The sequence below is a fragment of the Leifsonia sp. fls2-241-R2A-40a genome (assembly GCF_030209575.1).
GTDB lineage: Bacteria > Actinomycetota > Actinomycetes > Actinomycetales > Microbacteriaceae > Leifsonia.
This window is the reverse complement of the sequence record NZ_JARVRS010000001.1, coordinates 3,020,426-3,039,618: the sequence shown is the minus strand read 5'-3', so window position 1 is coordinate 3,039,618 and position 19,193 is coordinate 3,020,426. Positions and strand designations below refer to the sequence as shown.

At 71.4% G+C, this 19,193-nt stretch carries 17 protein-coding genes; all 17 read right to left on the bottom strand.

Features of this window, described 5'->3' with window-relative positions; genetic code table 11:
* Nucleotides 1-15: 15 nt before the first annotated feature.
* The 17 genes from QRN40_RS15020 to carA all read right to left on the bottom strand — a co-directional run bounded on the left by QRN40_RS15020 (nt 16) and on the right by carA (nt 19,192).
* Entirely contained in the window at nt 16-738 is a 723-nt protein-coding gene (locus QRN40_RS15020) for a Trp biosynthesis-associated membrane protein (protein WP_285116546.1), read from the bottom strand.
* A complete protein-coding gene (locus QRN40_RS15015) occupies nt 735-2,267 on the bottom strand; it encodes an anthranilate synthase component I (RefSeq protein WP_285116545.1) in 1,533 nt (510 codons plus the stop codon). Before QRN40_RS15015 ends, QRN40_RS15020 begins: the two co-directional genes overlap by 4 nt.
* Entirely contained in the window at nt 2,264-2,647 is a 384-nt protein-coding gene (gene hisI, locus QRN40_RS15010; protein ID WP_285116544.1) for a phosphoribosyl-AMP cyclohydrolase, read from the bottom strand. The genes QRN40_RS15015 and hisI overlap by 4 nt, the downstream gene beginning before the upstream one ends.
* Nucleotides 2,644-3,408 (bottom strand): imidazole glycerol phosphate synthase subunit HisF, encoded by a 765-nt coding sequence (gene hisF, locus QRN40_RS15005; RefSeq protein ID WP_285116542.1) that lies wholly within the window; start codon nt 3,406-3,408, stop codon nt 2,644-2,646. The genes hisI and hisF overlap by 4 nt, the downstream gene beginning before the upstream one ends.
* Nucleotides 3,408-4,247, bottom strand: a complete 840-nt coding sequence (hisG, locus tag QRN40_RS15000; protein ID WP_285116541.1) for an ATP phosphoribosyltransferase — start codon at nt 4,245-4,247, stop codon at nt 3,408-3,410. Before hisG ends, hisF begins: the two co-directional genes overlap by 1 nt.
* Nucleotides 4,248-4,305: 58 nt before the next feature.
* The gene (locus tag QRN40_RS14995; RefSeq protein WP_285116538.1) at nt 4,306-4,569 is read right to left on the bottom strand and encodes a phosphoribosyl-ATP diphosphatase; all 264 of its coding nucleotides are present in this window, start codon (nt 4,567-4,569) and stop codon (nt 4,306-4,308) included.
* A 20-nt stretch (nt 4,570-4,589) separates the two neighbouring features.
* The gene (rpe, locus tag QRN40_RS14990) at nt 4,590-5,285 is read right to left on the bottom strand and encodes a ribulose-phosphate 3-epimerase (protein ID WP_285116537.1); all 696 of its coding nucleotides are present in this window, start codon (nt 5,283-5,285) and stop codon (nt 4,590-4,592) included.
* A gap of 9 nt (nt 5,286-5,294) precedes the next feature.
* Entirely contained in the window at nt 5,295-6,716 is a 1,422-nt protein-coding gene (locus QRN40_RS14985; protein ID WP_285116536.1) for an RsmB/NOP family class I SAM-dependent RNA methyltransferase, read from the bottom strand.
* Nucleotides 6,713-7,633, bottom strand: coding sequence for a methionyl-tRNA formyltransferase (fmt, locus tag QRN40_RS14980; RefSeq protein ID WP_285116534.1), 921 nt, complete (start codon nt 7,631-7,633; stop codon nt 6,713-6,715). The genes QRN40_RS14985 and fmt overlap by 4 nt, the downstream gene beginning before the upstream one ends.
* 167 nt (nt 7,634-7,800) lie before the next feature.
* The gene (locus QRN40_RS14975) at nt 7,801-9,912 is read right to left on the bottom strand and encodes a primosomal protein N' family DNA-binding protein (RefSeq protein ID WP_285116533.1); all 2,112 of its coding nucleotides are present in this window, start codon (nt 9,910-9,912) and stop codon (nt 7,801-7,803) included.
* A gap of 2 nt (nt 9,913-9,914) precedes the next feature.
* Nucleotides 9,915-11,108: a methionine adenosyltransferase gene (gene metK, locus QRN40_RS14970; protein ID WP_285116532.1), complete on the bottom strand. Its 1,194-nt coding sequence runs from the start codon at nt 11,106-11,108 to the stop codon at nt 9,915-9,917.
* Between the two features lie 56 nt (nt 11,109-11,164).
* Nucleotides 11,165-12,466: a bifunctional phosphopantothenoylcysteine decarboxylase/phosphopantothenate synthase gene (locus QRN40_RS14965; protein WP_285117508.1), complete on the bottom strand. Its 1,302-nt coding sequence runs from the start codon at nt 12,464-12,466 to the stop codon at nt 11,165-11,167.
* Nucleotides 12,467-12,556: 90 nt separating this feature from the next.
* Complete coding sequence (rpoZ, locus tag QRN40_RS14960; RefSeq protein ID WP_285116531.1) at nt 12,557-12,820, bottom strand: DNA-directed RNA polymerase subunit omega; 264 nt, start codon at nt 12,818-12,820, stop codon at nt 12,557-12,559.
* A 106-nt stretch (nt 12,821-12,926) separates the two neighbouring features.
* On the bottom strand, nt 12,927-13,862 hold the full coding sequence (gmk, locus tag QRN40_RS14955) for a guanylate kinase (protein WP_285116530.1): 936 nt from the start codon (nt 13,860-13,862) through the stop codon (nt 12,927-12,929).
* Nucleotides 13,855-14,751 (bottom strand): orotidine-5'-phosphate decarboxylase, encoded by an 897-nt coding sequence (pyrF, locus tag QRN40_RS14950; protein ID WP_285116529.1) that lies wholly within the window; start codon nt 14,749-14,751, stop codon nt 13,855-13,857. The genes gmk and pyrF overlap by 8 nt, the downstream gene beginning before the upstream one ends.
* A complete protein-coding gene (carB, locus tag QRN40_RS14945) occupies nt 14,748-18,035 on the bottom strand; it encodes a carbamoyl-phosphate synthase large subunit (protein ID WP_285116527.1) in 3,288 nt (1,095 codons plus the stop codon). Before carB ends, pyrF begins: the two co-directional genes overlap by 4 nt.
* Nucleotides 18,035-19,192 (bottom strand): glutamine-hydrolyzing carbamoyl-phosphate synthase small subunit, encoded by a 1,158-nt coding sequence (gene carA / locus QRN40_RS14940; RefSeq protein WP_285116525.1) that lies wholly within the window; start codon nt 19,190-19,192, stop codon nt 18,035-18,037. The genes carB and carA overlap by 1 nt, the downstream gene beginning before the upstream one ends.
* Between the last annotated feature and the right edge of the window lies 1 nt (nt 19,193).

Genomic DNA, 19,193 nt, shown 5'->3' with positions numbered 1-19,193 from the left:
CGGTCCGCGGGGTGGTCAGCGCGTGGGGTCGTCCCCGCGGGAGAGCTCGTCCCAGCTGTCGATCGCCGTGTCGCGATCGAGGGTGCCCGAGTGGTCGGGCGTGTCGTCGGCGGAGTCCTCCGCGTCCTCCTCCGCCGCTGCGCGCGCCTCGGCGTCGTCAGAGGGCTCCGGGCCGTCCTCCGTCGCGTCGGCGAAGACCTCGTCGACCGGACGGCCGTCCTCCCCGGCGAAGCGCGTCTGGTACTTGCGCGACGGACCGGGCCACGACCGCGAGAACACCACGACCGCCGCACTCGCGAGAAGGATGAGGACAGCGGCCACGATCGCCAGCCACGGCCAGAACTCGATGGTGACCGAGTGCACGAGCCGGCGGACCGACGCGTCCCCCGCCACGCCGGTCGCGGTCGTGATCGCCGCCGACGACGCGCCCACTGCATCCGACACCGCGGTGATGGCCGAGACCAGCACGGAGACGCCGAGCAGGACGCCGAGCAGCGCGAGCACGATGCGGAAGACCGGCCCGGCGATCGCCAGGGCGGCAGTCAGGGCGAGCCCGGCCAGCGCGAGCGCCGTCAACGCCGGCGCCGCCACCGACCCCGCGACGGTGATGGTGCTCGCGTGATTGGCCGTGTCGGTCAGCTGGATGGCGAACCACGGCTGCGTCGCCGCGAGCAGCGCCAGCGCGCTCCCCACGAGCAGGAGCAGCATCGTCGAATACTTGACCCGTCGTCCGTTCACAGCACTCGCTTCATGGCGTTCGCCACCGCGACCGCGCGCAGCGGCGCCGCGGCCTTGTTCTGCGACTCCTGGAACTCGCTCTCCGGCACCGAGTCGGCGACCAGTCCCCCGCCGGCCTGGACGCGCGCCACGCCGTCCATGATCGTGGCGGTACGGATGGCGATGGCGAGGTCCGCGTCCCCGGCGAAATCGAAGTATCCGATCACGCCGCCGTAGACGCCGCGCTGCGCCGGCTCCAGCTCGTCGATGATCCGCAGCGCCATCGGCTTCGGCGCGCCCGAGAGCGTCCCGGCCGGGAACGTCGCGCGGAACACATCGATCGCCGTCGCCTCCGGAAGCAGGTCGCCCTCGACCGACGACACGATGTGCATGATGTGGCTGAACCGCTCGATGCGCATGAACTCGGTGACCTCGACGCTTCCGGCCGCGCACACCTTGAGCAGGTCGTTGCGGGCCAGGTCGACGAGCATGAGGTGCTCGGCGCGCTCCTTGTCGTCGGCGAGCAGGGACGCCTCCAGGTCGAGGTCCTGCTCCGGGGTCGCACCGCGCGGACGGGAGCCGGCGATGGGATGCGTGAACGCGCGTCCCTCCTGCACCTTCACCAGCGCTTCCGGCGACGACCCGACGATCTCGTACCGCTCGCCGTCCGGCTTCTCCAGCGACAGCAGGTACATGTACGGGCTCGGGTTCAGGGCGCGCAGGACGCGGTACACATCGAGCGCAGGGGCGGTGCACTCCAGCTCGAACCGCTGCGAGATGACGACCTGGAAGATGTCGCCGTCGACGATGCGCTCCTTCGCCGTGACGACCGCCGCCAGGAAGTCGTCGCGGCGCGTGCGCGACACCGGGTCGGCGGGCGTCCCGAGGTCCACATCCGCCAGCCACGCCTCCGAGGGCTGCGCCAGTTCGGCCTGCATCCGGTCGAGGCGCTGCTGCGCGCCGGACCACAGCGCATCCGGATCGTCGGTGCCGTCGGCCAGCGCGTTGGCGATGAGCTTGACCGTGCCCGACCGGTGGTCGATGACCACGAGGTCGGCGGCGAAGGCGAGAGCCTGACCGGGGACGTCCACGTCGGCGGGCGGTGCGTCGGGCAGCCGCTCGATCTGGCGGATCGCCTCCCAGCCGATGAACCCGACGAGGCCGCCGGTCAGCGGTGGGAGACCCGGGATGCGCGCGGTCTGCCAACGCGCGTGCAGCGCGGCCAGCGCATCCAGAGGCCGGAGGGAGGCCGCGGTGCCCAGCGCGCGCTCCGCCGGAAGCCCGTAGTCGAGCCAGCGCACCTCGTCGCCCTGCTGGGTCAGCACGCCGAACGACGCCGCGCCGACGAACGAGAAGCGCGACCAGATGCCGCCCTGCTCCGCCGATTCGAGCAGGAACGTCCCCGGCCGGCCTGCGGCCAGCTTGCGGTAGATGCCGACCGGCGTCTCCCCGTCGGCGAACAGCTCGCGGATCACCGGGACGACGCGGTGGTCGACGACGAGCGCGTCGAAGTCCTGGCGCGTCGTCGTCCCCCCGGCCGTGTCGATCACAGGTCGCCCGCCTCGATCTCCGGGCTGAAACCGACGGCCGGCTCCAGAACATCCGCGTCGAAGCAGGTGCGGGTCCCGGTGTGGCAGGCCGCGCCGATCTGCTCGACGGTGATCAGCAGCGTGTCGCCGTCGCAGTCGAGCGCCGCGCCCTTCACGTACTGCACGTGGCCGGAGGTGTCGCCCTTCCGCCAGTACTCCTTGCGGGAGCGGGACCAGAACGTCACGCGCCCCTCCGTCATGGTGCGGCGGAACGCCTCCGCGTCCATCCAGCCCATCATGAGGACCTCGCGGGTGTCCCACTGCTGGATGATGGCCGGAACCAGTCCGGTATCGGTGAAGTGGATGCGCTCCAGCACCGCATCGGTCGCTGTCGTGCTCATCGGCGGACCTCCATCCCGGCCGCAGCCAGCTCGTCCTTGACCTGCTCGATCGTCAACTCGCCTTGGTGGAACACGCTCGCGGCGAGGACCGCGTCGGCGCCTGCCTCGATTGCAGGCACGAAGTGCTCCAGGCGGCCTGCGCCGCCCGAGGCGATCACCGGCACGCTGCTGAGCGCGCGCATCTCGCGGATGAGCTCCAGGTCGAAGCCCTCTTTGGTGCCGTCGGCGTCGATGGAGTTGACCAGCAGCTCCCCCGCGCCCAGCTCGATCGCGCGCGTCGCCCACTCCAGCGCGTCGAGGTCCGTCTCGGCACGACCGCCGTGCGTCGTGACCACGAAGCCGGACGGCGTCGCCGCCGACCGCTTCACATCCAGCGACAGCACCAGCACCTGCGCGCCGAAGCGGGAGGCGATCTCGGCGATGAGCTCCGGGCGGGCGATGGCGGCCGAGTTGACGCCCACCTTGTCCGCTCCGTGGCCCAGCAGCTTCGCCACATCCTCGGGGCTGCGGACACCGCCGCCCACCGTCAGCGGGATGAACACCTGCTCGGCCGTCGCACGCACCACGTCGTAGGTCGTGGCGCGGTCGTCGACGGTGGCCGTCACATCCAGGAAGGTCAGCTCGTCGGCGCCCTGCTCGAAATACCGGCGCGCCAGTTCGACGGGGTCGCCCTGGTCGCGCAGGTTCTGGAAGTTCACGCCCTTCACCACGCGGCCGGCGGCCACGTCCAGACAGGGGATGACCCGGACCGCGACGCTCATCAGATCCGCGCAGCGTGGATGGAGGTGACCAGGATGGCGCGCGCGCCGAGTTCGTAGAGGTCGTCCATGATGTGGTTGGTCTGCTCGCGCTTGATCATCACGCGCACGGCCACCCAGTCCGGCTCGCCGAGGGGCGAGACGGTCGGCGACTCGACGCCCGGGGTGAGGGCGACGGCCTTCTCGAGCAGCGCGACCGGCAGGTTGTAGTCGATCAGCACGTACTGGCGGGCGACCATGACGCCCTGCAGGCGGCGCACCAGGGTGTCCACTCCTGCGGCGGGCGACGGCGACGAGATGAGCACGGCCTCCGACTCGAGGATGACCGGACCGAAGATCTCCAGGCCCTGCTTGCGCAGCGTGGAGCCCGTCTCGACCACGTCGGCGACCGCATCCGCGACCCCCAGCCGCACCGCGGACTCCACCGCACCGTCGAGCTTGATGAGCGAGGTGCTCACGCCCTTCTCGGCGAGGAATGCTCCGACCAGCCCGGGGTAGCTCGTCGCGACGCGCTTGCCCTCCAGCTCGGCCAGGTCGGTGAAGACACCGGCAGGCCCGGCGAACCGGAAGGTCGACGCGGCGAAGTCGAGGGCCGTGATCTCGCCGGCCGTCGAGCCGGAGTCGAGCAGCAGGTCGCGGCCGGTGATGCCGACATCGAGCGCTCCGGAGCCGACGTAGGTCGCGATGTCGCGCGGGCGCAGGTAGAAGAACTCGACGCCGTTGCGCTGATCGGTGACGATGAGCTCTTTGGGATCGCGGCGGCCGACGTAGCCGGCCTCGTGGAGCATCTGCGCCGCGGTCTCGGAGAGGGAACCCTTGTTGGGGACGGCGATCTTCAGCATGGATGAGTCTTTCGTGACGTGATCGATCGATCGAGTGGATGGCTGAGCTACGGGGCCATCACAGATGTCGGTACACGTCGGCCAGGGTGAGACCCTTCGCAAGCAGCAGCACCTGCAGGTGGTAGAGCAGCTGCGAGACCTCTTCGGCCATGGCTTCGTCGGACTCGTACTCGGCAGCCATCCACACCTCGGCGGCCTCCTCGACGATCTTCTTGCCGATGGCGTGCACGCCGGCGTCGAGCTCGCGGACCGTCCCGGAACCCTCCGGCCGGGACTGGGCCTTCTGCTCGAGCTCGGCGAAGAGGTCGTCGAAGGTTTTCACCGTTCTAGCGTAGCGGTCGGCTAGTGGGCGTGCGCGCGGGCGGCGTCCCGCAGGGACGCGATGCTCTCGGCGGGGTCGCCGCGGAAGACGGCGGAGCCGGCCACGAACGTGTCGGCGCCGGCGGAGGCGGCAGTGACGATGGTCTCCTCGGTCACGCCGCCGTCGACCTGCAGCCAGACGTCCAGCCCGCGCGCCTCGACGGCTTCACGCAGAGCGCGGAGCTTGGGCATCATCTCCGGCATGAACGACTGCCCGCCGAAGCCGGGCTCGACGGTCATCACCAGCACCTGGTCGAACTCCTCCAGGAGGTCGAGGTACGGCTCCACGGCGGTGCCCGGCTTCAGCGCGATGCCCGCCCGGGCGCCGATCGCGCGCAGCCGGCGCGCCAGCGAGATCGGGTCGTGCGCCGCCTCCGCGTGGAACGTCACCGAGTACGCCCCCAGCTCCGCGTATCCCAGCCCCCAGTGGTCCGGGTCGTCGATCATGAGGTGCACGTCGAGCGGGACGGGGCTCACATCCTGGATGCGGCCCACCATCTGCGGGCCGAAGGTCAGGTTCGGGACGAAGTGGTTGTCCATCACGTCCACATGCACCAGGTCGGCCGTCGCGATGCGCTCCAGCTCGGACTGCATGTTGACGAAGTCGGCGGCCAGGATGCTCGGATTGATGCGGACGCGCGGGTCGATCCGGTCGGCGGAAGGAGTCGTCGGTGCCATGCCTCCAGCCTAGGCGGAGCGCTTGCGCAGCAGCGCGATGAACATGGCGTCGGTGAGGTGGCGGTGAGGCCAGAGCTGGACCGTCTCCGAGTCGTCGGCGAGGTCGAGCCGCTCGACAGCGAACGACTGCACGATCTCGGAGGTCGCCTCCGCCTCCAGCACGTCCCCGTGGCGCTCCAGCGCATCCGCCACGATTCCGCGGGTCTCGGCGATGTGCGGCGAGCAGGTCACGTAGGCGAGCAGACCGCCCGGCTTCAGTGCGGCGACGGCGGAATCGAGCAGCGCGGTCTGCAGGCGGGTCAGCTCGGCCACATCGCGCGGCGTCTTGCGCCAGCGTGCCTCCGGACGGCGCCGGAGCGCGCCCAGACCGGTGCACGGCGCGTCGAGGAGGATGCGGTCGAAGGCTTCGGGATGCTCCTCGCCGAGCACCGTGCCGTCCAGCTCCCAGACCGGCACCTCGAGCGGCACGGGCGCCAGGGCGCGCCGGACGAGCTCGGCGCGGGCGGGCACCAGTTCGTTCGCGACCAGCGACGCGCCGCCCTCGAGGGCCTCGGCCGCGAGGAGAGCCGCCTTGCCGCCGGGGCCGGCGCACAGGTCGAGCCAGCGCTCCCCCGGAATGATCGGTTGGGCACGGCTGAGGGCGAGCGCCGCGAGCTGCGAGCCCTCGTCCTGGACGCGGATGCGCCCGTCCGCCGACTCCACGAGCCCCTGCGGGTCGCCGCCACCGGCCGTGAAGCCGGGAGGCGAGTAGCGGTCGGGGCGGGCGTCGTCCGGAGGCGTCGCGAGGCCCGGGAGCGCGACCAGGTTGACGCGCGGGGCGGTGTTGTCCGCCTCCAGGAGCGCCTCCAGCTCGTCCACGCGCCCTTCCGCGTCGAGCGACCGGCGGAACGCCCGCACGATCCAGACCGGGTGCGAGTACAGGGCGGAGAGGCGGTCGTCCTCGTTCTTCGCCCGCCCGGCCACCTCATCCCGCCACTCCTCGGGGGTGTGACGGCCGATCTCCCGCAGCACGCCGTTGACGAAACCGGTGCCGGAGCGGCTGCCGACGGTGCGGGCCAGCCCGACCGACTCGTTCACGGCGGCATGGGCGGCCACGCGGGTCGACAGCAGCTGGTGGGCGCCGAGCCGCAGCACGTCGAGCAGCGGAGGATCGATCTTGTCGACCGGGCGCCCCGCCGCGATGGCGATCACACGGTCGTAGTAGCCCTGGAGCCGCAGCGTGCCGTACGTGAGCTCGGTCGCGAGCGCCGCATCGGCCGGCGAGAGGCCGGCGCGCGAGATGCGGGTGGGGAGCAGGAGGTTGGCGTACGCATCCGACTCGCGCACCGCGAGCAGCACGTCGAGGGCGACCTGCCGGGCGGGCTGGACGCGCACCTGCGGCTGGCGGGAGCCGCGGTCCTGGTTGCGGTTCCTGCTTCGGTTATCGCTCATGACAGCACCACCTTCGCGTCGCCGGACGCGACCCCGCGGAGCCAGTCCGCGGCGGCCATTGCGCGTTTCCCGGCCGGCTGGACCGTGAGCAGCTCCAGCGGGTCGGTGCCCGTGCCCACGAGGACGCGCCGGTCACGCGTCTCGACGGCGCCCGGGGCGAGGGGCTCCTCACCGCGGGCCGGTCGTGCCGCGTGGATCTTGAACCGCTCCTCCCCCAGCAGGACGAACGCGCCGGGCTCGGGAGTGACCCCGCGCAGGCGGCCGTACACCGTGTCCGCGGGCTCGGTGAGGTCGAGGCGCGCATCGTCGAGGCCGAGTTTCGGGGCCAGGGTGACGTCGCCGCTCTGCGGGACGGCGACCGCGGTGCCGGCCTCGAGCGCATCCGCGGTGTCGGCGAGCAGTGCCGCGCCGTCGACCGCGAGGGCGGCGAGCAGCTCGCCCGCCGTATCGTCCACGCCGATGGGATGCCGCAGCTCGGCGTACACATCGCCCGCGTCGAGCTCGGGGACGAGGTGGAAGACCGCCGCCCCGGTCTCGGCGTCGCCCGCGATCAGCGCGTGCTGGACGGGGGCCGCCCCGCGCCAGCGCGGGAGCAGGGAGAAGTGGAGGTTGACCCAGCCGAGTCGCGGAAGAGACAGCAGCGGCTCGCGGACGAGCCCGCCGTAGGCGACGACCGCGCCGAGGTCGGGCCGCAGGTCGCGGATGCGCTCGGTCACGTCGTCACCGAGCCGGTTCGCCTTGATCACGGCCAGCCCGAGCCGCTCGGCCGCCTCCGCTACCGGCGACGGCGTGAGCACGCGCTTGCGGCCGAGGGGCGCATCCTCACGGGTGACGACGGCGACCACCTCGTGGCGCGCGGCGACCGCCTCGAGCGACGGGATGGCGACGGCAGGAGTGCCGGCGAAGACGATGCGCATGGATGAAGGTTCTTTCGGTGGGGACGGCCAACAAGCCTACTCCGCCCCGCTGCCGCACGGCCCGGCGGAGCGGCGACGCCGCCCGGCGTGCCGGCCGCGGTGAACCTAGTTGTCACAACACGCCGTTGCGACCGGTGCGACGACGGCGTGTTGCGTCAACCAGGTGCTCAGAGGATCTCGGGGTCGTCGAAGCGGACGCGGAGCGTCGGCGCCGGGCGGTATCCGGCTTTGCCCGCGGGCGCGCGGCGGCGGCGGGTCGCGTTCTTGACGACGGCGGCGCGGACGGCCGCGGCGACTTCGGCGCCGTGGGCGTATTCGAAGCGGAGGACGGCGCGCACGAGGTCCGGCGCGGGACGCACCGCCCGCGCGGGACCTGCATCCTGCTCGACCGGCGCGGGGCCGAGCACGTCGATCAGCAGGCCGCTGTCGACCGCGGCCAGCACCTCGGCCACCGTCGCCTCGGCGCCGGTCACGGAGGCCAGGCGGACGGCCGGCGGGAACCGCAGTTCCCGGCGGTCGACCAGCTCTTCGTGCGCGAAGTCGACCAGGCGGCCGGTCGCGAAGTCGCGGGCGAGCGGACCGCCGACGCCGACCAGCACGGTGGGAGCGCCCGCCGCAGCAAGACCCGCAGCGCTCTGCCACCAGCGCAGGCAGTCCTCGGCGACGTGGAGGCTCTCGCGTGCAAGCATCCGCTCGCCGTCGAGCAGCAGCACCGCCTGGTACCCGCCCTCCGCGATCGGCTCGGCGCCGCGGGTCGCGACAACCAGGGCCGGCGCCGCGCCGACGCGCTGCACCGGATGGTCGCCGTCGGCGAGGATGACGCGGATGCCCGGGAAGGCACGCCCGAGCTCCTCAGCGGTCCGGCCCGAGCCCACCGTGACCAACCGGAACCGGCGATGCTCGCAGTGCTCGCACTGCCAGTCTGTGGCGAGCCGTCCGCACACCGTGCAGGACGGCGGGGCGCCGGCGCGCGTCTGGTGGAGGGGTCCCTTGCAGTAGGTGCAGCGGGCGGCCTGCCCGCACTTCGCGCACGCGATGACCGGCGCGTAGCCGGGCCGGGCGACCTGCACCAGCACCGGTCCGCGCGGTCGCCCGCTGGTGCCGTCGAGCGCCTCGCGCGCGGTCCGCCACGCGGTCGACGGGATGCGCGCCGCGCGCGCCATCGGCTCGGGAGCCTGCTGGTTCGCGGTCAGCACCACCTTGGGTGTGAGCACCCGCTCGGGACCGATGTCTCGCAGCCAGCCCAACTCCACGAGGCGCTGCGCCTCCACGCTCCGGATGTTGCCGCTCAGCAGGAGCGCGCAGCCCTCCAGCTCCTGACGCACGAGCGCCGCATCCCGCGTGTGCACGTACGGGCTCAGCGGCTCGGCGTGCAGCGGGTCGCTGTCCTCCCACACCGCCAGCAGGCCGAGCCGTTCGGCCGGCGCGTAGACCACGGACCGGTTGCCGATGACGATGCGGGGCCCGGAGAGCGCCTGCAGGAAGCCGCGGTACCGGTCGGGATTGGTCTGCCCGGCGTCGGCGCGCACGACAGCCTCGGGCGGAGCGACCGCGGCGAGTGCCGCCGCCAGCTGCTCCAGGTCGCGATGGTCCGGGACCGCGACGATGGCCGTGCGGCCGCCGCGCCAGCAGTCCGCCGCCAGGGTCGCCAGGGTGACGGCCCACTCCCCGACCCAGGTGCCGTCCGGCAGAGCGACCAGGCGCGGGATGGCGCGCAGCGCGATCCGCTCGTCGCGTGCGACCGCGTCCTCCAGCGCGCGCTGCCCGTACCCGCGGACGGGCACTGGGCCGCCCGCCGCGCCGACGCCCACACCCCCCTCGCCGAGTTGCGACATCTGGTCACCACTCGACGCGGATTCGGACATCGACTCACCACTCGACGTGGCAGCGGCCGCCGCCGCGGCCCGCGACGCCATCCACGCCTTCTCGACGCGCACCATCCGCCCCGGGACCGCCAGTCGCAGGATGTCGCTCGCCGTGCCCGCGCTGCGGTCCGCAAGCCGCCGCGCGAGCCGCCACACACCGGGGGTCAGCACGCGCGCGGGCGACACTACCGCCTCGAGCGGACTCAGCGTCCCTTCGTAGCCGTCATCCGGGTCGCCCACCTCGACCAGGTAGCCGTCGGCCACCCGGCCCGCCGAGCGCAACGGGACCCGGACGCGCACGCCGGGCACCGCCTCCTCGGCCAGGTGCTCCGGGATGCTGTAGTCGAAGAGATGGTCGAGCTGCGGGAGCGGCGAGTCGAGGACTACCCGGGCGACCCGTCCGGCCGCCGCCACCGTCAGATTCCCGCGGCCGAGCGCAGGTCGTCGACGCGGTCGAGCCGCTCCCAGGTGAACTCGGGGAGCTCGCGGCCGAAGTGGCCGTACGTCGCGGTGCGGGCGTAGATCGGGCGCAGCAGGTCGAGGTCGCGGATGATCGCGGCCGGCCGCAGGTCGAAGACGTCGCGGATGGCGCTGATGATGCGCTCCTCCGGGACATTCGCGGTCCCGAACGTCTCGACGTAGAGCCCGACAGGTGCGGCCTTGCCGATCGCGTACGCGATCTGCACCTCGAGGCGGTCGGCGAAGCCCGCGGCGACGGCGTTCTTGGCGACCCAGCGCATGGCGTAGGCGGCCGAGCGGTCGACCTTCGACGGGTCCTTCCCCGAGAAGGCGCCACCGCCGTGACGGGATGCTCCGCCGTACGTGTCGACGATGATCTTGCGGCCGGTCAGTCCGGCGTCGCCCTTCGGGCCGCCGATCTCGAAGCGCCCGGTCGGGTTGATGAGCGTGCGGATGTGCGAGGTCTCGAGCCCGGCCGTGTGCAGCACGGGGTTGATGACCTCCTCGATGATCTCGGCCTGCAGCTGCTCGTTCGACACCTGCGGGGCGTGCTGCGTGGACAGCACCACCGTCTGGACCGACTTCGGCACAGCGCCCTCGTAGCCGATGGTGACCTGGGTCTTGCCGTCCGGGCGGAGGTAGTCGAGCGTGTCGTTCTTGCGGACCTCGGCGAGGCGCTCGGCGAGCCGGTGCGCCAGCCAGATCGGCAGCGGCATGTACTGCGGGGTCTCGGTGGTGGCGTAGCCGAACATGATGCCCTGGTCGCCCGCGCCCTGGCGGTCGAGGTCGTCGTGGCTCTGCTCGGCACGTGTCTCGAGGGCGTTGTCGACCCCCTGGGCGATGTCGGGCGACTGCGCGCCGATCGACACGGAGACGCCGCACTGGGTGCCGTCGAAACTGACGTCGGACGAGTCGTACCCGATGTCGACGAGCTTGTTGCGCACCAGGGCCGGGATCTCGACGTAGCCGCTGGAGGTGACCTCGCCGGCGACGTGGACGAGGCCGGTGGTGACGAGCGTCTCCACGGCGGCGCGGCTGTGCGGGTCGACGGTGAGCAGCGCATCCAGGATGCTGTCGGAGATCTGGTCGCAGATCTTGTCCGGGTGGCCTTCGGTGACGGACTCGGACGTGAAGAGACGCAGATCTGCCATTGTTCTCCCTGGTCGACGGTGGAGCGTGCAGCCGGATACCGACGACGCGTGCGCGTTTAAGCGATGACGTCGAGGATACGGTCGGCCACCGACAGCTTGCTGCCCGAGGCCTCCATCACTATATCGCCGCCCTTTCGGAGCACGACGACCTCGTTGCTCTCCGTTGCGAAGCCCTGCGACCAGCCCACCTGGTTGAGCACGAGGAAGTCGCTGCCTTTCGCGGCGAGCTTGGTGCGGCCCAGTTCGATGAGGCCGTGCGGGTCGGGTTCGGTCTCGGCCGCGAAGCCGACGATGACCTGGCCGTCGCGCCTCTCGGACACCAGGCCGGCGAGGATGTCCGGGTTGACCACGAGCTCGAGCGTGAGGGTGTCGCCGTGCTCGGACTTCTTGATCTTGGCGTCGCGGGTCTCGGCCGGGCGGTAGTCGGCCACGGCGGCCGTCATCACGATGATGTCCGCAGCGCGTGCGGCCTCGCGCACCGCCTCCTGCAGCTCGAGAGCGGTCTGCACCTCGATGAGTTCGACGCCCTCCGGCGGCTCCACCTCGAGGTGGGCGGCGATGAGGATGACGTCGGCCCCGCGTGCCTGGGCGGCACTGGCGAGGGCGACTCCCTGCCGGCCGCTGGAGCGGTTTCCGAGGAACCGGACGGGGTCGAGCGGTTCGCGCGTCCCTCCCGCGGTCACGACGACGCGTTTGCCCGCCAGGTCGACTCCCCCGCGCGGGCGGCGCGCCGCCTCGTTGGCACGGCGGCGCTCGGAGAGCACGACCACGTCGTTGCCCGGTGCGGATGCCGTCACCGCAAGCGGCGCCGGCGCTTCGACCGCTCGCGGGGTCGCCCCGGCCGCACGGAGGGCCGCGCGGACGATGACCTCCGGCTCCTCCATCCGCCCGGGTCCCGAGTCCGCTCCGGTCAGCTGACCGCTGGCGGGCCCGATCACCGTGACACCGCGGCTGCGCAGGGTCGCGATGTTGGCGACCGTCGCGGCGTTGCGCCACATCTCGGTGTGCATCGCCGGGGCGATGACCAGCGGCGCCGTGGAGGCGAGGACGGTGTTGCCGAGCAGGTCGTCGGCCAGGCCGGCCGCGAGCTTGGCGATGGTGTTCGCCGTGGCGGGCGCGATGACGATGAGGTCGGCGGACTGGCCGATCGCCACGTGCCGCACCTCGGCGACGCCTTCGTAGAGGTCGGTCGCGACCGGATTGCGGCTGATCGCCTCGAGCGTCGGACGGCCGACGAACCGGAGGGCGTTCTCGGTCGCGACCACGTGCACCGAGTGACCCTCGAGGACGAGTGCGCGGATGACACCGACGGCCTTATACGCGGCGATGCCGCCGGTCACTCCGACGACGATGGTCAATCGTGGGCTCAACGGCGGCACCTCTCCTCGGCCGGGTGCTCCCCGGCTGCGGTCGTCCTGCGGGTGTACTGCGGCTGTGGCTCGCGGGTCCTACTCGGTCGCGGCGATCGGCTTGACGACCAGCTTGTCCTCGTTGATCTCGTGGAGCGCCACCGAGAGCGGCTTGTCGTCGACGGACGAGTCGACGAGCGGTCCGACGTTGTCGAACAGGCTGCCCTCGTGAAGGTCGGCGTAGTAGTCGTTGATCTGGCGGGCGCGCTTGGATGCGAAGATCACGAGCGCGTACTTCGACTCGACGCGGGACAGCAGGTCGTCGATGGGCGGGTCGATGATGCCGTTGTTGCTGGTGGCCATGCGAGGTGCTCCTTGCTCTGGGCGATCGGGCGCGGAGGCCGGATCGGACGGCCGCGTCGCGCGGCCGAGGACGGTGGGCGCGCCGTGAAGGGCGCGGAGAGAGGTCTTACGGACGCGTCGGCGCCGCGCGGACCTTCATCAAGTCTACGACCTCGCGGGCCGCCTCTGCGACGTCGTGGTTGACGACCTTGTAGTCGAACTCGTCCTGCGCCGCCAACTCGACCTTCGCGGTCTCCAAGCGGCGCTGCTGCTCGGCCGCCTGCTCGGTGCCCCGTCCGATCAGGCGCCGGACCAGCTCCTCCCACGTCGGCGGGAGCAGGAAGATCAGGCGCGCCTCCGGCATCGACTCGCGCACCTGGCGCGCCCCCTGCAGGTCGATCTCGAGCAGGACGCTGCGGCCGTCGGCCAGCGCCTTCTCGATCGGCGCGCGCGGCGTGCCGTAGCGGTAGGCGTTGTGCACCGTGGCGTGCTCGAGCAGTTCGCCTGCCTCGATCATCCGGTCGAACTCCGCGTCGTCGACGAAGTAGTAGTTGACGCCGTCCACTTCCCCGGGACGCGGTGCACGCGTCGTCGCGGACACCGAGAGCAGCACGTCCGGGTAGTGCTCGCGGATGTACGTGGAGACGGTGCCCTTCCCGACCGCGGTCGGCCCCGCGAGCACGACGAGGCGGTTGCGCTGCCGCGCGCTGCGGCTCTCCCGTTCGATCAGAAACTGACGAAGGCGCAGTCGCTGGTGGCGGCCCAGGCCCCCGAGGCGCTTCGCCGGCGAGATGGACAGCCGGTCCAGCGCGTCCTGCATCTTGGTGGTCCCGATCGCGGGAACACTGAGCAGGAACTCCGTCACCCGCAGGCGTCCCTCGACACCGTCCGGGTCGGCCGTCGCGTGGTCGAGCACGGCGAGCGGTGACACCTCGCGGGAGGCGATGGACGCCTTCACCGCGGCGCGCGCGCGGCGTGCCGCGACGGCCGCCTGCGAAGCGGCCTGGCGGTCGACCTCGGGAGGGGCCGGACGAGCGGATGCGGAGGCGACCGGCTCAGACATGCGCCGCCCGCAGCTCGTCGGAGCGGCGCGCGACCGCGTCGGCCAGTCCGTGCGGGCCGGCGGAGAGGAGGCCGCGGGACTCGCTGACGATCACGCCGCCGACCAGGGTGCCGAACAGTCGCGCGGCGTCCTCGACCCGGGCGCCCTGGTGGCCGAATCCGGGGGCGAGCACGGGGAGGGCCGGAGTGCGGTCCCCCGCCGTCGCGACGTCGATCCCGTAGTCGGCGAGGTCGACGGTCGCGCCGAGCACGAGCCCGACCGAGCCGAACGGCGCACCCGAACGCTGCTCCTGATTGAATGCATGCACGTCTTCGATGATCGCACGCGCGACGGACCGCCCGGTCCGCGGACCGGTCTGGACGATCGCCTGCTGAACAGCCGCCGCCTCGGGATTCGAGGTCGCGGCCAGCACGAAGACTCCCTTGCCGGACTGCTCGGCGAGGGTCATCGCCTCCGTCAGCGATCCGACGCCCTGGTACGCCGCCGCGGTCATCGCATCGGCCTCCAGGGGCGAACCGGGCGTCAGCCACGCCTCGGCGTACGCCGTGACGCTGGTGCCGATATCGCCGCGCTTGGCGTCCGCGATCACGAGCAGTCCGGCGGCGCGGGCTGCAGCGAGCACCTCCTCGAGAGCCGCGTATCCGGCAGCGCCGAACCGCTCGAAGAACGCGACCTGCGGCTTGACGATCCCCGCCCGGCCGGCGACCGCCTCCACCACGGTGAGCCCGAAGGAGCGGAGGCCGTCGGCGGATGCCGGCAGCCCCCACGTCTCGAGCAGGTGCGCGTGCGGGTCGATGCCGACGCACAGCCGCCCCCGGTCGGCGAACACCCGTGCGAGCCGAGCCCCGAAGGACTCCCCCGCCGGCTGCTGCGCGTACGGGAACGTCATGCTCGCGCGAGCCTCTCCTCGGCGTACTGCTGGAGCGACTTCACGTCGAAGCCCTCGCGGATGGCGTCCAGCGACGCGACCGCGGCGCTCAGCTCGGCGATGGTGGTGAACAGCGGCTTGTCCGCGGCGACGGCCGCCGCGCGGATCTCGTAGCCGTCCGCACGGGCCGAACGCCCGCTCGGGGTGTTGATCACCACATCCACCTCGGAGCGGTTGATGATGTCGACGATCGAGTCGCCGCCGCTCTCCTGCGCCTCACTGTGCTTGCGGACGATGCGCGCCTCAATGCCGTTGCGGTTCAGCACCTCGGCGGTGCCCTCCGTCGCGACGATCTCGAACCCGAGCTGACGCAGCCGGAGCACCGGCAGCACCACCGCGCGCTTGTCGCGGTCGGACACCGAGACGAAGACGGTCCCCTCCAGCGGCATCCCGCCGTACGCGGCCGACTGGCTCTTCGCGAACGCGGTCGGGAAGTCCTTGTCGATGCCCATGACCTCGCCGGTCGAGCGCATCTCCGGCCCGAGGACCGAGTCCACCACGGTGCCCTCGGCGGTGCGGAAGCGCTTGAACGGGAGCACGGCCTCCTTCACGGCGACCGGGGAGTCCATCGGGATGCGCGAGCCGTCCTCCGCGGGCAGCAGCCCCTCGGCGATGAGCCCCTCGATCGTCTCGCCGACCATGATCCGCGACGCGGCCTTGGCCAGCGGGATGCCGAGCGCCTTGGAGACGAACGGCACGGTCCGCGACGCGCGCGGGTTGGCCTCCAGCACGTAGAGCACGCCGGCGCCGATCGCGAACTGCACGTTCAGCAGGCCGCGTACGCCGATCCCCTCGGCGATCTTGAGCGTCGCCTCGCGCACGCGGTCGATCTCGCGGCGACCCAGCGTGATCGGGGGCAGGGTGCAGGACGAGTCGCCCGAGTGGACCCCGGCCTCCTCGATGTGCTCCATCACGCCGCCGATGTAGAGCCGCTCGCCGTCGTAGAGCGCGTCCACGTCGATCTCGATCGCGTCGTCGAGGAAGCGGTCCACCAGCAGCGGATGCGACGGGCCGACGATCCCCTGGCCGGCGACCCGCTCGAAGTAGTCGGCGAGGGAGGCATTGTCGTAGACGATCTCCATGCCGCGCCCGCCGAGCACGAAGCTCGGACGCACCAGCACCGGGTAGCCGATCTGCTCGGCCGCGTGGGCGGCGGTCGGGTAGTCGACCGCCGTGCCGTTGCGCGGGGCGACGAGCCCGGCCGCATCCAGGATGCCCGAGAAGAGCCCGCGCTCCTCCGCCAGGTCGATCGCCTCGGGCGTGGTGCCGAGGATGGGGACCCCGGCCGCCTCCAGGCCCTTGGCGAGCCCGAGCGCCGTCTGGCCGCCCAGCTGCACGACCACGCCGACCAGCTCGCCGGACTGCGACTCCGCGTGGATGACCTCCAGTACGTCCTCCAGCGTCAGCGGCTCGAAGTAGAGCCGGTCGCTGGTGTCGTAGTCGGTCGAGACCGTCTCCGGGTTGCAGTTGATCATGATCGTCTCGAACCCGGCGTCGTGCAGTGCGAACGACGCGTGCACGCACGAGTAGTCGAACTCGACGCCCTGACCGATGCGGTTCGGGCCGGAGCCCAGGATGACGACCTTGCGCTTGTCGCTCGGCTCCACCTCGGTCTCCAGGTCGTAGCTGGAGTAGTGGTACGGAGTAAGCGCCGGGAACTCGCCCGCGCAGGTGTCCACCGTCTTGTAGACCGGGCGGACGCCGAGGATGTGGCGGACCTCGCGCACATCGGCCTCGCCGAAGCCGCGCAGCTCGCCGATCTGGGCGTCCGAGAAGCCGTGGTCCTTGGCGTACCGGAGCGTGTCCGTGTCGAGGGTCGGAGCGTCGCGGAGCTGCTCGGCGACCTCGTTGATGAGGACGATCTGGTCGATGAACCAGGGGTCGATCTTGGTCGCCTCGAAGACCTGCTCCGGCGTCGCGCCGAGGCGGAGCGCCTGCTGCACGTCGACGATGCGACCATCGGTCGGCGTCGCGATCGAGGCGAGCAGCTCATCCACGCTTCGGCTCTCGGCACCCCAGTGGAACGACGACCCGCGCTTCTCGAGCGAGCGCAGCGCCTTCTGCAGAGCACTGGTGAACGACCGGCCGATCGCCATCGCCTCGCCGACCGACTTCATGGTCGTCGTCAGCGTGGGATCGGCGGCCGGGAACTTCTCGAACGCGAACCGGGGCACCTTCACGACGATGTAGTCGAGCGTCGGCTCGAAGCTCGCCGGGGTGACCTTGGTGATGTCGTTCGGGATCTCGTCCAGCCGGTACCCGATGGCGAGCTTCGCCGCGATCTTCGCGATCGGGAAGCCGGTCGCCTTGGATGCGAGCGCCGAGGAACGGGACACGCGCGGGTTCATCTCGATGACGATGATGCGGCCGTTCTCGGGGTTCACCGCGAACTGGATGTTGCAGCCGCCGGTATCCACGCCGACGGCGCGGATGATGTCGATGCCGATGTCGCGCAGCTTCTGGTACTCGCGGTCGGTGAGCGTCAGCGCCGGTGCGACCGTGATCGAGTCGCCGGTGTGCACGCCGACCGGGTCGACGTTCTCGATCGAGCAGACGACGACCGTGTTGTCGGCCGTGTCGCGCATCAGCTCGAGCTCGTACTCCTTCCAGCCGAGGATGGACTCCTCCAGGAGCACCTCGCTGGTCGGGCTCTGGTGGATGCCGTCACCGGCGATCCGGCGCAACTGCTCCGGGTTGTAGGCGAAGCCGGAGCCGAGCCCACCCATCGTGAACGACGGGCGCACCACGAGCGGGTAGCCGAGGTCCTCGGCGAACTCGAGCGCCTCATCCACCGTGTGGGCGATGTGGGAGCGCGCGACCTCCGCTCCGGCCTCGACGACCAGCTCCTTGAAGATCTGGCGGTCCTCGCCCTTCTGGATGGCCTCGAACTTGGCGCCGATCAGCTCGACGCCGTACTTCTCGAGGATGCCGTGCTCGTGCAGCTGCATGGCGGCGTTGAGCGCGGTCTGGCCGCCCAGGGTCGGCAGGATGGCGTCCGGCTTCTCCTTGGCGATGATCGTCTCGATGACCTGCCAGGTGATCGGCTCGACGTAGGTCGCGTCGGCGAAGTCCGGGTCGGTCATGATCGTCGCCGGGTTGGAGTTGACGAGGATGACGCGGACGCCCTCCGCCTTCAGCACGCGGCAGGCCTGCGTTCCGGAGTAGTCGAACTCGACCGCCTGGCCTATCACGATCGGCCCGGAGCCGATGACGAGGACGGAGTTGATGTCGTCGCGCTTGGGCATCAGTTGTTCTCCTGCGTGGTGTCGGCGGCGTGCTGTTCGCGGATCATGTCCAGGAACCGGTCGAAGAGGTAGTTGGCGTCGTGCGGGCCTGCGGCCGCCTCCGGGTGGTACTGCACGCTGAACGCGTTCAGGTCGAGGCAGTTGAGACCCTCGACGACGTCGTCGTTGAGGGAGAAGTGGCTCACCTCGACGCGGCCGAACCCGGCGGGCGAGTCGAAGGTCGCGTCGATGGGCGCCTTCACCGCGAAGCCGTGGTTCTGCGCCGTGATCTCGACCCGGCCGGTCCGCTTGTCGAGCACCGGCTGATTGATCCCGCGGTGGCCGAAGGGCAGCTTGTAGGTGTCGAGGCCGAGCGCGCGACCGAGCAGCTGGTTGCCGAAGCAGATCCCGAAGTACGGCAGCCCTGCGCGCAGCGTCTCCTGCAGCAGCGCGACGTGCTTGTCGGAGGCCTGCGGGTCGCCGGGGCCGTTCGAGAAGAACAGGGCGGAGACGCCCAGACCGAGCACATCCTGAGCGGACACCTGCTGCGGGAGCACGTGCACGTCGAGTCCGCGGCCGGCCAGGTTCTCGAGCGTCGACTTCTTGACGCCCAGGTCGAGCACGGCGACCGAGCCGACCTTCTCGCCGACGGCGGGAACGGTGTACGGCTCGACGGTGGAGACCTCCGCCGACAGGTTGCGGCCCTTCATCTTGGCGCCGGCGAGCACCAGTTCCAGCTGCTCGCTGTCGCTGAGGTCGAAGTCGTCGCCCGAGAAGATGCCGGAGCGCATGGCCCCGGCCGAGCGGATGTGACGGGTCACGGCACGCGTGTCGATCCCGCTGATCCCGACAACCCCCTCGGCGACCAGGTCGTCGTCGAGGCTCCGCTGGGCGCGGAAGTTGGAGACGACGCGGCTGGGCTCGCGGACCACGTAGCCGGCCACCCAGATCCGGCGCGACTCCATGTCCTCGTCGTTGGTGCCCGTGTTGCCGATGTGCGGCGCGGTCTGCAGCACGATCTGCCCGGCGTACGACGGGTCGGTGAGCGTCTCCTGGTAGCCGGTCATGCCGGTGGCGAACACGGCCTCGCCGAGGGTGCGTCCGCGGGCGCCGTAGGCCCGGCCGACATACCGTGTTCCGTCTTCGAGGACGAGCACCGCGGGTTCTGCAGCGAGCACG